Raw genomic sequence first — 10,942 nt, forward strand, 5'->3', positions numbered from 1 at the left:
GGCCGGTGCCGGCCGAAGGCTCCAGATGCTCGGTCACCCAGTCCAGCTGAAGCTCATGGCAGAGCACGCCCGCGAACATCACCGGCCGCGACAGGGCGAGCACCGGGCCGTCGATACCCTCGACGGGATCGCCGATCGCGAGGCCACCCAGTCCCGGGTCAGCCCGAAACGTCGCGGCGACGGCGTCGGCCAGCGTATCGGCGGTATGCGCCGACGCCTCAAGGTCGACCATTGAGAGGAAACCCGTCAGGCGCCAGGCGGTGATCACCAGCGTTCCCCCCGGCTGCGCCTGGCCGCGGGACGCGGTGCGGCGGACATTCCAGCCCCGGACCTCGCGCTGCCCGCCACCGGCCGGTGCCCAGCCGTACAGATCGGCGAAGCCCTTGGTTTCTTTTGCGAGCCGCTCATAGGCGTGGACCTGACCGATATCGACGAGGGCGGTCAGGCGGGCGACGATCGCCGCGCGGATATCATCGAGCGCGCTCATGCCGCGATCCTCGCCAGGGCGGCATCGATCCGGCCAGCCAGGATCTCGCGGACCTGTGGCTCGCCGGCCCGGAAGCCGTCGCGGAACATGTGATGGGCCTTGGTGCCATGGTGGAAGATTTTCCAGGCGATGGCGCGGGCCACGCCCTCGATCTCGTCGGGCGCCACGCCAAGGCGGCGCTTGACCCAATCCATGAGGGGCGCGAGGGGCGGCATATGGGGCTTCGAGCCCTCCTCGATCGGCGCGGCATAGGCCAGCGCGGTGCCGACACCGCCTTCCCAGGCGGCGCCGGTGAAGACCACCGGCAAGGCGCCGATGCTCTCGCGCAGGGTGCCGGCGCCGCTGGTCGGCGTTTTTTCGACCACCAGACGCTCCAGCAGGAGCGAGGCCTCGTAGACGCCGGCCTCGATCTCCTCGCGGACGATCTCCGGCGCCTGATCGAAGGCTGCGGCGATCGCCTCGGCATTGTGATGGATCGCGGTCACGAGCGCTTCCTCCGCCACAACAGCCGGCCCTCGCCCTTGCTCGATACGAGCGGCGGGTTGACCGTCACCGAGGCCGGCTGCAGCCGCTTGGGATCGATGCCGAGCAGGTCGTGATAGCGCTGGCGGGCGGTCTTCGCGCGGGCGGCGTAGTTGGGTGCCGCCTCGCCATGATCGACACTGTCGCCCTTGATCGTGCTCTCGCGGTCACCCGAGGTCAGCGTGGCGAGCTGATCGAGCAGCAGGCCGGCGGCGTATTGGGCCACGGCCTCGCGGTCCTGATCGGGGATGCTATCCTCGAACGCGGAAACCACATGCGGGCGGCACCACGCAAGGCGATGAGCGGCGCCCGTGACGGCCTCGGCCGGCAAGGCGATGATCTCCCCGGTCGGCACTGTCGCGACCGTCCAGAGGTGCCGGGGCAGGAGGGATGTCGGCACCTCGCCGATCGGATATTCGATCGAGAGGGCGCGGCTCTGTCCCTGCAGCCAGTCGGCCGGCAGCGGCAGGGTCTTGGGCGTGCCGGCGGCCGAGACCAGGTCCTCGACGATCACGCGGGGGCGATCCTTGCCGTACTGGACGACGGCGAGGCCGATCGCACGATCCCGCGCGGCATCGCCCAGGCGCGAGACGGCATCCCGCACCAGGTCGCCGACGATATCCTGCAGATCGGCCAGCATCGGTCAGGCCTGATCCGCGCGGCTGGCCCAGAACACGACCTCTTCGAGGCGGCGCTGCGCAAGGGTCGCCTCGGCCTTGCCGGGCAGGATGGCGAGGATATCCCACATGGCGCCAGCCGCCGCGACGATGGCCAGCAGCGGCTGCGCCTCGGCCTCCGCCTGGGTGATGCCATCGGCGGCGGCGAAGGGGTTGGCGGCGGCCATTACGCCACCACCGCCTTGTAGAGGCCCCGGTAATCCACCACGGCGCCGCCGTAGATATGGCGGATCTTGTAGGTGATCTTGTCCGCCGTGAAGAGCGAGCCGACGGTGGGATTGTCCTGGACGAAGAGCTCGGGCTCCTCCTGCCCGTCGAGGAAGCCGAGCTCGATCGTCTCGATGTCGGCGGGATCGGCGACGATCGACCAGTCGTTCGCGTCGGTCCAGTACCAGACGGGGATGATGTCCGGGGTCAGCGTCTGGACGAAGGTCTTGTCGTTATTGGTGTTGCGGCGGAAGAGATTGACCGCACCCTCCTCGCCATCCGCCGACACCAGCAGGAAGCGGGGGCCGATGCCGATGCGGTCGAGCGAGCCCGCTTCGGTCTGTTTCAGCATGGCGAGGCGGCCGGCCGCGAAACTGGCGGCATCGAGCGCCGCCGAACCCAGATTGCCATGCGTCGCGTGGAAGAGCGCGACGGTATCGTAGATCGCCGGATTGGTCCGGATGAAGTCGAAGACGAACTTGCCCAGCGTCCGCTTGGCCGCACGCGACATCCGGCCCGGGATTTTCATCAGCGCGCCGACATCGTCGTTCTTGATCATCTCCAGCGTGATCGTTTCGAAGCCGCCGCGCTTGGTCGCCGCGTAGGTCGCCTCCTCGTCACTCGGCGAGGTCAGGGCGGCGTAGTCCGCGCCCTCCGCGACCGCCGGAAGGTCGCCATAGCCGCCGAGGCGCGTGACGTGGTTGGTGCGGAAGTCGCCGAGCCTCCGGATGTTGACGATCGAGCGCCAGGCGTCATAGACGCTCGGGCTGCGATAGTCGGCCACGAGCCGGCGGTGAATGGCGTCGCCCAGTACCTCGCCGAAGCTGGCCGAATTCAGCGCCTCGCGGATCAGGCCCTGGTCGCAATCGCGCACCCGGCCGGTCACCCGCGCATCACCGGTGATCTGGATATAGATCTCCTTGATCGACTGCGCCTGACCGTGATCCTTGTGGGTCGGATCCCAGAAGGCTTCCAGCATCGCCTGGACCTTTTCGGCGCGGGTCTCGCCGGTCTGGATGCGCGAAATCCCGCCGAGGCCGCCGACGCGGCCCGCATCGACGAAGGGCGCCAGATAGTCCTGCTCGGCCTTGATCGCGGCGGCGGTTGCGGCCGCGCCCCAGTCGCCCTGGGCTTCGAGCGTGGCGATCACCCGCTCCTTGGCGGTCGCGGGCAGGCTGGACGCGGAGACGGTCGCGCGCGCCGTGGTCTTGGCCTCGACCTGGACCAGGGCTTCCGCCAGCTGCGCCTGAGTGAGGCCGGCCGGGGTCTGGGGATCGACGGGCGCGCCGAGGGCTTCGGTGACCAGCACCTCCAGCTCGTCGTCGGTCAGCGCATTGGCGTCGCGGCCGGCGAGCAGCGCCGGGCGCTTGGCCTTGATGGTGGCAATCAGTTTGGCGCGCAGCATGGGCGGCTCCTGTTCGGGGGCGGCTTCGATGACGTCGAGCACGCGCCCGCCGGCGCCGGGCTCGACGATGACGTCGACGGAATTGATTTTGATAAAGCGGGCGACGTGACGGACGCCCTGGGCCTCGCGGACGGCGGCCCGGGCGTCGATGGACAGGCCGAAGACATCGGTCATGCCGCGCTTCGCGGCCGCGAAGAGCTTGAGCACCATCGGATCCTGATCGTCCAACGCCTCGAACACGGCCTCGATCGAGCCCTTGTCCTTGCCGCTGCCGGCGACGAACCGGGGCTGGGTCAGGCGGCCGATGACGCCGCGCGGATCCTTGCCGGCGCCGGCAAGATGCACCGCGTCGGGCTTCACGATGACGCGGATGCCCTCGAACATCGCTGCGCTCTCGCGCAGCACCTCGTCCGGATAATAGTTGCGATTGCCGGAGAGGCCGGCCGAAAGCACCCGGACGCGCAGGCGGCCCGGGGTGCCCTCGGCCTCGATCACGTCGAGGACGCCGCGATGCAGCTCCGACCCCGGTTCGGGATCGGCTTCGAGCAGGGCGACGCTGGCAAGCGGGAGCGCGAGCTTATTCATCGGCGCTGATCCCGAAGGCGATCTGGATTTTCTGGCCAGCCGTGGTCACCACCGACAGGCCCTTGGGCCAGGCGCGGAAATCGAGGACCTCCTCGGGCTGGATGCCGACGAGGCGGGCGACCTCGACGAGGGCGCGGTCACCGCCAGCGGCCTCGCGCAGCGCCCAGGACGCTTTCGACCAGGTCAGATCGTCCGGCATGTCCTGGGGCCGGGCGATCTCGGCCGGCGGCACCACGGCGGGCATGGGATCGGATGCGAGGGCGGCATCGCTGCCGCCCTCGCTGGCGCCGTCGACCTGGTCGGCCGGCAGCGTCGTGGTGGCGCCCGCTTCAAGGGGGGCGCCCTCGGTATCCTTGGGGGTGGGTTTGAGCTTTGCCATGGCGCCCAGTGTCGGGCGGCGCGGCATATCCGGTCAGATGGACCTTACGCCCCTAGGCCGGGGGCGAAACCGGGGCCGGGAAGGCCCTTTCGAACGTCTCGAAAAAGGGGGAAGCGGCCTCGGGCACCCGATGGTGCGGCGACGGCCTTTCGTCGCTCCAGCGCGCTCTATGGCGGTCGGAGGTCAGGCCGACTTCGGCGCGGAGGCGTCGGCCTGCACGATCTCGCTGTCCCAGCGCTCGATCATCGCCTCAGCGGCACGCTGGCCTGCATCATCGAGGGTGGGGGCCTTGGCCGCTGCCTCAAGCCTGCGGCGGGCCTTTTCCGCCCTGCGGGCGAGATCGGCGGCCGACAGGGGCCGGATTGATGAGACCGAGCCCCCCTCGTATTCGTAGCGATAGACCTCGGCCATCACACTTCCTCCAGGACGATATCGAGGCCGGCCGGCGTCGTTTCGGTTTCGATAACCATGAACCGGGTGCCGGGCGGATAGAGCGCCTCGACCTGATCGAATGTCGAGAGAGATACGAGGGACCGCCCCGACTTCCCCGTGATCATAAGCCTATGAGGCCGCCGCGTGAAGTAGCCGTCGAGCCTGGAGGCATCAAGCGTCGTGGACACCCATGCGGCCGGAACCCACACCTCCCCGGGCACCATCTTCGCCAGTTCTGGCGGCGGCAGATTATCCAACCGGGTGCTTTGGCCCGGCACCGCCGGCAGCTTGGCCAGGGCCTGACGCTGGAGCGCGACCAGGTCATGGAGAGGAGCGGTCATCCGCCCCTCGCGAAGGGCGTCATTGACCTGGCGGGCGCCGCCAACACCCCGCACATGGGTGTAGGCGTGCAGGGCCAGCGCCTCGGCCTCGGAGAGCGACAGCGGCTCGCCGCCGGCCCTGGTCCTGCCCCATGGAGTATCCGCGAGCGAGTTGCGCAACTCGGCTACCCGGCCGGGGCCGAGCGCGGCTTCCAGCGTCGCCATCTGCCGGGCGGCGGCGGCCGCGCCGCTGGTGGCCTTCTCCGCATCGGCGCGGATCTGCTCGACCTGCCGGGCGGCGGTATTGGTGGCGAGCTCTGCCGGGGTATAGGGCTTCTCGCGCGGGTTTTCGACGCGCCAGTGACGCATGAAGGGCAGCAACCCGCAGCCACAGTTGATGCGCTCGCCGATCGGGGCGGCCGGATCGCGCGGGAACATGATCTGGATGCCGCCGACCAGGAACGGCTTGTCGATCTCCTGCACCTGGCCATCGGCCAGCTCGTGGGTGATGCGGGGATGGCGCTTGCCCGATCGCCGCCACTGCTTCTCCAGCCCTTTGACCCCGGCCTTCAGGGCCTGCGCCATGCGCTGGTGCCCGGCGGCCGAATAGGCGGTGCCCAGCTCCAGGCGGACGATCGTCCGCGCGCGGTCCTCGGCGCCCCCAAGGTGGGTAGCGACTTTCGAGGCCGCCTCGAACGGCGTTTGCGTGCCGATCGCGGCCTGGGCAATCTCGGTGTTGATCTTCGCGACCGCCGCGGTTCCGATGTCGCGCAGGCGGTCGGTCTGAAACGACTTGAGCTGTTCGAGCACACGAGGATCGAGCGCGACCAGGCGTGCCTCGATATCGACCCCGGCGGCGGCCAGCGGCTTGGTGACGAGCTCGGCCCCGGCCGTCCAGGACTTGTCGAGGCCGCCGCTGATCGCCTGGCCGGCCCGGCCCTCGACGTCGGCGATCGCCCGCCGGACCTCCGCCTGCAACTGGGTCAGGCGCCACGTCTGGAAATCGCTGGGGGTCGCGGCCAGGGCGGCGGCGATGCGCGTCTGGGCCTCGGCCAGGTGCCCCTGGATCTCGGCGAAGGTCGCGGCCTGGATCTCGGCGGCGCGGCGCAGCTGCGCTGCCCGCTCCGCCTTGAAGCGCCGGTCGCGATCCTTGTCGTCGCCGGTCATCCTTGGGCGTCACCAGTCTTGGCAGGATCGACGGGCTCGACAGGATCGACGGGCGGCGTCGCGAAGGCGTCGGCCTCGCGGCGCTTTTCAGACGCGGCGCGGGCATCCGCCAGCATCGCCTCGGCGTCGATCTCGATGCCCATTTTGCCGGCGACGAGGGCGATCAGCCCGACCGCGATCTCGTCGGTCATCAACCCCGCGCTGATCGCGGCCGCGCAGGCGGACACGACCTGGCCCAGGGCCTGGGCATAGCGGCTGACATCGATCGCCTGCATCGTCGGGAAATCGGCCTTGGGCTTCATCTCCGGGCGGTCCAGCTCGCGGGGAGAGCGGCCCTGGGCGATCAGGCGCCGACGCAGGACATAGCGCGCCTCGGCTTCAAGGATCGCCTTCCAGAGGAGCTGGCGGCGGCGGAAGACCTTGTAGGTCGGCTCGTCCATCTCGGCGGCCGTGGCCCGGTTGACGTCACCGCCGCCCCCGAACCAGTGCTCGGGAATCGAGGCGCCGCCCAGGATCTCGTTGCGCACCGAGCGAAGCGTCCCGGCGGCATCGGCACTCTCCAGCTTGGGCGAGAGCACATTCCACTCGACGCTTTCGTTGTGGACGCGGATCGACATCGGTGCCGGCGGCTCCATCTTCCGCGAAAGCTCGTCGATATCGTCCGGCGTCGCGCCCGTTACCTTGACGTCCCACACCATCGAGCGCAGGGCGACGGCCCGCTCGACCTCGCCGAAGATGAGCTGGGACAGGGCATCGGCGAGGTCGATGGCCGACAGCAGGTCGGAGCGGCCGCGACAGCCGGTGAGCAGGTCGTTGATGCGCCAGAAATGGCACTCGCCCGCCGTCATGCCGTCGCGGAGCACGAGGGCGGGCACGCGCAGCAGTTCGGCGTCCTCGCCGTCGAGGATCACCTTGTAGGTCCGCTTGACGCCGGTTTCGGTCTCGACTGTCACGCCGATGGGGAGCGAGGAATTCTCGGGATCCGTGACCACCTCGGCGATCGCGGATGGATCGATGGCGCCATGACGGACATGACCGTCGATCGGGTTGACGAAGGTGATGATCAGCTGCTCCCCGAACAGCGCGAGCTCCCGGACACGTTTTTCGATGTTGAGGTCGAGACGGGTGATGGGATCGCCCCACCAGGCATCCAGCCAGGCCTGGGCCTCGTCATCGTCGACCTTGATCGAGACCCCATCGCCCAGGATAAACGCGAGGGGCAGCTCGATCAGGCGGTTGGCGACGCGGTGTTGCTCCCAGGCGTAATGGGCAAGCTCCATCATGCGCTTCTGGGTCACCGGGGAGAGATCGCGCTTGGACTGACTGACCGGGCGCCAACCCGCCTCGTCGTCCCGCGCCTCGACCACGCGCTGCGCCGGCGCCGGCACCTCCGGCGCGGCCTCGCGCACCAGGCCAATCCTGGCCAGTATCTTGCGGATCATTCAGCGTCTCCCGAACATGGTGAGGCGGCGGGTCAGCAGGCGGCCGCCCGGCAGCGGCGCCACGGCCGCGCGTGGTGCGACCGACCCGATCGCCGGAATGGGGGCGCCCAGGGCGATCGACCAGAGCATTTCGAGGGCATCGAGCCCGTCGTCGTGGTCGACCATGGGATAGTGGCGCAGCTGGTCGAGCAGCACGCGCTGCGCCTGGTTAAATCTGATCAGCCCGTTGCCGACGTGCGGCTGGAGCCGCTCGATGCGGAGGGCCTTGTCCGCGAAGGGGATCACCGGCACCGCCGGCACCGGGATGCGGCGGGCGGCAGAGCGCTTGACCAATTCCGTGCGAAAGAACTCCTGGAACTGCACGCTCTCAACCGCCCAGCGCAGGCAGCGGAACTCTTCCTCCAGACCAATCACATCTTCGATGATCCGATCCGGAAGCCGGCGCCGGATGCTGGCCTCGATCACGTCGAGCACGCCGGTTTCGCGGTTCAGCCCGCCGACCAGGATCGCGGACGGATCGCGGCTGCGGTTGGCCTTGCCCAGCGAGGGATCGACCGAGCCGAAGAAGACCCAGGCAGCAATGCGCGAGACCCAGAAGACGGGCGAGCCGAAGAGCGCATCTTCCGAGGAAATCGGGTCATTCTGCTGCTCGCTGTCGAAAGCCGCCTGACCGATCTTGACCTTCAGTTTCATCAAGGCGATGAGCGGCCGGACCTCCGGCCAGGACACGATCGCGCCCTCGTTCATCGCCGCCTCGCGGGCAGCATAGAAGGCGTCGGCATCCTGCGGGCCGTCGTTGCGCAGCACCGCCTCCCACTCTTCCCAGAGATCGAGGCGGTCGGGTTGCCGCACGATCGAGGCGAACTTGATCGCCCGCCACAGGGGATTGCGAACCTTCCGCATCAGGACGCCGTCATAGTGCAGCGTCGTGCCGATATAGATCACGTCCAGGGTGCCGTCCGCCGCGCCGACGTTCAGGACGGCCTTGTCGACCCAGGCTTCCAGCTTGTCCCGCTGCTCGGGCGATTTGACGTTTTCGTCATTCTCGATGTCGTCGAGGACGGCCAGATCGGGCCGGTGCGGGCCATGCCGCAGGCCGCGCAGGCGCTTGCCCGAGCCGAAGCCTTGCACCTTGATGCCGGCCTTGGTGACGATCACGCCCTCTTTCCAGACGCGCCCCGCCCCGACCATCTCGGGGAAGTCCAGCGCCAGGCGCGGGTTGGCCTCCAGCTCGGCCTTGATCGCCTCGACCATGACGGCCGCCTGGTCGAAGGCGTCCATGAGCACGAGGATGTAATGCTTGGCCCGCCTGGCGATGCACCACAGCGGGAAGAGCTGGGTGCAGAAGGTGCTCTTGGCCTCGCCGCGCGGGGCGGCGATCACATCGTTCTGGCCGGCGGGATCGGCCAATATCTCGGGCAGGCGCTTGAACAGATACTGGTGCAGCCGCGAGGCGGAGGGCGATTTGACGTAGTGGGGGAAATACGTCCGGCAGAAATACTCGAAGCCGTCCGGGGCCAGCGCTTTGGCCCGGCGATCAGCGATCGCCGCCGGGCTCTCGTCCAGGCCCGTGACCTCGGTCTCGATCGCCTTGCGCAGCGCCCCGGCCTGGTCGCCCAGCCACGCCCGGAACTCGGCCTTGGTCAGGCCCCGAAGGCGCCTCTTGGCCATTAGCCGAATTCCCGGGCGAGTTCCAGGCCGACCGGCTCCAGCACCTCAAGCAGGGCTTCCGCCAGCTCCGGCCGACCGATTTCGTTGACCTTGTCCGTCAGGCGCTTGAGCACGGTCTGGATGACGTCGATCGGCGCGGTCACCGCGCGTACCAGCTGGTCGCGATCGGCCCGCAGCTTGTCGCTGGTCGCGAGGTCGCGGCCCAGCTTCGCCGCCTTCGCCAACTCGTCCAGGGGGACCTCATCCTTCGCCCGCATGGTCTTGACCACGCGAAAAGCCAGCACGTTCAGCTGTTCGCCGACGATCGAGCCGATATCGCCGTCCGGGTCTTCCGCGACCGACTGTTTCCAGGCGCGCGACAGATCCCGCGCCTGGCGGATTTCCTTCAGCTCCTCATCCCACTCCTGCGTCTTGCGGTGCAGGGCGGATCGGCTCACCGGGTCGGGCGGCGCCATCGCATTGATGCGCTCGACCATCTCCGCCAGGGTAAACTGGCGGCTGGCCCACATGCGCTCCGCCGCGTCGAGGATCTCGGGGGGGAGTCGGTCGATGCTGGACCGCCGGGCCATCAGCGTGCCCTGGGCCGGGGCAGGATGATCTCGGGATCGATGTTGCGCCGGGTCACCGCGTCGGCACCCTTGTCGGTGACGGTGCCGACGATCTCGCCGACCCGCACCGTCGCGATGATATAGCCGTGCTCGCCCAGCCATCCGAGCTGCGCCTCGATCTCGGCCATCGTATAGGGCACGGCTTCGCCGGCCATCATGGCGTGCAGCTCGACGGCGCTGGACCTCTCGCCCGGCGTGATCGCGAGGATCGACAGCAGGACGCCGCGCAGGCGGCGATTGCGGATCAGGCTGTAATTGTCCAGCCGCTCGGCGGCGATCGGGTCGCTCATGTCATGTGCCCTTCTGTTTCTCGATCAGGGAGTCCTGGCGGAGGTAATCATCCAGCGTCTGCAGCCGCTCGTCGGTTTGCCCGAGACGATCCGAGAGGCCCTCGACCCGGACGCCGATCTTGCCGACATTGGCGTTGACCTCGGCCATGCCGAGGGCGATCCGATTGATGTCGTCCTTGTTCGGGAGCTGATCGAGGCGCAACCCGATACGCTCGAATCGGTCCTCGCCGCGATCGAGGCGCCGGTCGATTTCGTTCAGGCGCCCCTGAATGTGCCGATAGTCCTGGTCGCGCTGCTTGCCTTCGGCGGCGATCGACGTCGTGGCCTTCTCTTCCGCCGCCTGCAGATCCTTCTGGCTGGCGAGACCCTTGCGGATCGCCCAGGTGATGCTGCCGAGGGCGAGCGGCGTGCCTAGGATGATCGCCGGCCACCAGCTCTGTAACCATTCGGGCATCACCATCTCCTCTCTGCCGCCTGCTGGCAGTCGAAACACCTCATCGCCCCGGGTGCGGCCCGTTGCCGCTCGATCGGGATGCCCCCGCCACAGTCGATGCACCATTGGTGGGCTGGGCCGATCACCCGGCGGCGATGGGCGGCCAGCGCCGTGTCGTTCAGGGTGGCGGCCAGCTCCTGCGCTCGGTCGGCATCATCCGCCACGCAAGATCTCCACCTTGTCGCAGTGAGCCTTCAGGCGGCCCAGCCAGGCGCAGGTCGCCGGCAGGGCGCCGCAGCCCCCGGCGGCCGCCAGCT

General features: G+C 68.8%; 14 protein-coding genes. All 14 read right to left on the bottom strand.

What is annotated here, in order from left to right; translation table 11 throughout:
- A partial coding sequence (locus WAZ62_RS01285; RefSeq protein WP_422641720.1) for a hypothetical protein occupies positions 1 to 487 on the bottom strand: 487 nt, incomplete at its 3' end.
- Positions 484 to 972, bottom strand: a complete 489-nt coding sequence (locus WAZ62_RS01290; RefSeq protein ID WP_422641721.1) for a hypothetical protein — start codon at positions 970 to 972, stop codon at positions 484 to 486. The genes WAZ62_RS01285 and WAZ62_RS01290, both read right to left, overlap by 4 nt.
- On the bottom strand, positions 969 to 1,649 hold the full coding sequence (locus WAZ62_RS01295) for a hypothetical protein (protein WP_422641722.1): 681 nt from the start codon (positions 1,647 to 1,649) through the stop codon (positions 969 to 971). The genes WAZ62_RS01290 and WAZ62_RS01295 overlap by 4 nt, the downstream gene beginning before the upstream one ends.
- 3 nt (positions 1,650 to 1,652) lie before the next feature.
- Complete coding sequence (locus WAZ62_RS01300) at positions 1,653 to 1,853, bottom strand: hypothetical protein (protein WP_422641723.1); 201 nt, start codon at positions 1,851 to 1,853, stop codon at positions 1,653 to 1,655.
- Positions 1,853 to 3,883: a hypothetical protein gene (locus WAZ62_RS01305; protein ID WP_422641724.1), complete on the bottom strand. Its 2,031-nt coding sequence runs from the start codon at positions 3,881 to 3,883 to the stop codon at positions 1,853 to 1,855. Before WAZ62_RS01305 ends, WAZ62_RS01300 begins: the two co-directional genes overlap by 1 nt.
- Positions 3,876 to 4,262 (bottom strand): hypothetical protein, encoded by a 387-nt coding sequence (locus WAZ62_RS01310; protein WP_422641725.1) that lies wholly within the window; start codon positions 4,260 to 4,262, stop codon positions 3,876 to 3,878. Before WAZ62_RS01310 ends, WAZ62_RS01305 begins: the two co-directional genes overlap by 8 nt.
- Positions 4,263 to 4,445: 183 nt before the next feature.
- The gene (locus tag WAZ62_RS01315) at positions 4,446 to 4,673 is read right to left on the bottom strand and encodes a hypothetical protein (protein ID WP_422641726.1); all 228 of its coding nucleotides are present in this window, start codon (positions 4,671 to 4,673) and stop codon (positions 4,446 to 4,448) included.
- Complete coding sequence (locus tag WAZ62_RS01320) at positions 4,673 to 6,181, bottom strand: phage minor head protein (RefSeq protein ID WP_422641727.1); 1,509 nt, start codon at positions 6,179 to 6,181, stop codon at positions 4,673 to 4,675. The genes WAZ62_RS01315 and WAZ62_RS01320 overlap by 1 nt, the downstream gene beginning before the upstream one ends.
- A complete protein-coding gene (locus tag WAZ62_RS01325; protein WP_422641728.1) occupies positions 6,178 to 7,623 on the bottom strand; it encodes a hypothetical protein in 1,446 nt (481 codons plus the stop codon). Before WAZ62_RS01325 ends, WAZ62_RS01320 begins: the two co-directional genes overlap by 4 nt.
- Complete coding sequence (gene terL / locus WAZ62_RS01330; RefSeq protein WP_422641729.1) at positions 7,624 to 9,294, bottom strand: phage terminase large subunit; 1,671 nt, start codon at positions 9,292 to 9,294, stop codon at positions 7,624 to 7,626.
- Positions 9,294 to 9,863: a phage protein Gp27 family protein gene (locus WAZ62_RS01335; RefSeq protein ID WP_422641730.1), complete on the bottom strand. Its 570-nt coding sequence runs from the start codon at positions 9,861 to 9,863 to the stop codon at positions 9,294 to 9,296. The genes terL and WAZ62_RS01335 overlap by 1 nt, the downstream gene beginning before the upstream one ends.
- Positions 9,863 to 10,192 carry a hypothetical protein gene (locus WAZ62_RS01340; protein WP_422641731.1) on the bottom strand — a complete coding sequence of 110 codons (330 nt, stop codon included), beginning with the start codon at positions 10,190 to 10,192 and terminating at the stop codon, positions 9,863 to 9,865. Before WAZ62_RS01340 ends, WAZ62_RS01335 begins: the two co-directional genes overlap by 1 nt.
- Position 10,193: 1 nt before the next feature.
- The gene (locus WAZ62_RS01345; protein WP_422641732.1) at positions 10,194 to 10,646 is read right to left on the bottom strand and encodes a hypothetical protein; all 453 of its coding nucleotides are present in this window, start codon (positions 10,644 to 10,646) and stop codon (positions 10,194 to 10,196) included.
- Positions 10,646 to 10,849: a TraR/DksA family transcriptional regulator gene (locus WAZ62_RS01350; RefSeq protein ID WP_422641733.1), complete on the bottom strand. Its 204-nt coding sequence runs from the start codon at positions 10,847 to 10,849 to the stop codon at positions 10,646 to 10,648. Before WAZ62_RS01350 ends, WAZ62_RS01345 begins: the two co-directional genes overlap by 1 nt.
- Between the last annotated feature and the right edge of the window lie 93 nt (positions 10,850 to 10,942).

Source organism: Zavarzinia sp. (genome assembly GCF_049306435.1).
Taxonomy (GTDB): Bacteria; Pseudomonadota; Alphaproteobacteria; order Zavarziniales; family Zavarziniaceae; genus Zavarzinia.

What these genes read in the sequence shown, in the direction of transcription:
- WAZ62_RS01295 (WP_422641722.1), bottom strand. Translation starts at nt 1,649, where the DNA reads ATGCTGGCCGATCTGCAGGATATCGTCGGCGACCTGGTGCGGGATGCC.
- WAZ62_RS01300 (WP_422641723.1), bottom strand. Translation starts at nt 1,853, where the DNA reads ATGGCCGCCGCCAACCCCTTCGCCGCCGCCGATGGCATCACCCAGGCG.
- WAZ62_RS01305 (WP_422641724.1), bottom strand. Translation starts at nt 3,883, where the DNA reads ATGAATAAGCTCGCGCTCCCGCTTGCCAGCGTCGCCCTGCTCGAAGCC.
- WAZ62_RS01310 (WP_422641725.1), bottom strand. Translation starts at nt 4,262, where the DNA reads ATGGCAAAGCTCAAACCCACCCCCAAGGATACCGAGGGCGCCCCCCTT.
- WAZ62_RS01315 (WP_422641726.1), bottom strand. Translation starts at nt 4,673, where the DNA reads ATGGCCGAGGTCTATCGCTACGAATACGAGGGGGGCTCGGTCTCATCA.
- WAZ62_RS01320 (WP_422641727.1), bottom strand. Translation starts at nt 6,181, where the DNA reads ATGACCGGCGACGACAAGGATCGCGACCGGCGCTTCAAGGCGGAGCGG.
- WAZ62_RS01325 (WP_422641728.1), bottom strand. Translation starts at nt 7,623, where the DNA reads ATGATCCGCAAGATACTGGCCAGGATTGGCCTGGTGCGCGAGGCCGCG.
- terL (WP_422641729.1), bottom strand. Translation starts at nt 9,294, where the DNA reads ATGGCCAAGAGGCGCCTTCGGGGCCTGACCAAGGCCGAGTTCCGGGCG.
- WAZ62_RS01335 (WP_422641730.1), bottom strand. Translation starts at nt 9,863, where the DNA reads ATGGCCCGGCGGTCCAGCATCGACCGACTCCCCCCCGAGATCCTCGAC.
- WAZ62_RS01340 (WP_422641731.1), bottom strand. Translation starts at nt 10,192, where the DNA reads ATGAGCGACCCGATCGCCGCCGAGCGGCTGGACAATTACAGCCTGATC.
- WAZ62_RS01345 (WP_422641732.1), bottom strand. Translation starts at nt 10,646, where the DNA reads ATGCCCGAATGGTTACAGAGCTGGTGGCCGGCGATCATCCTAGGCACG.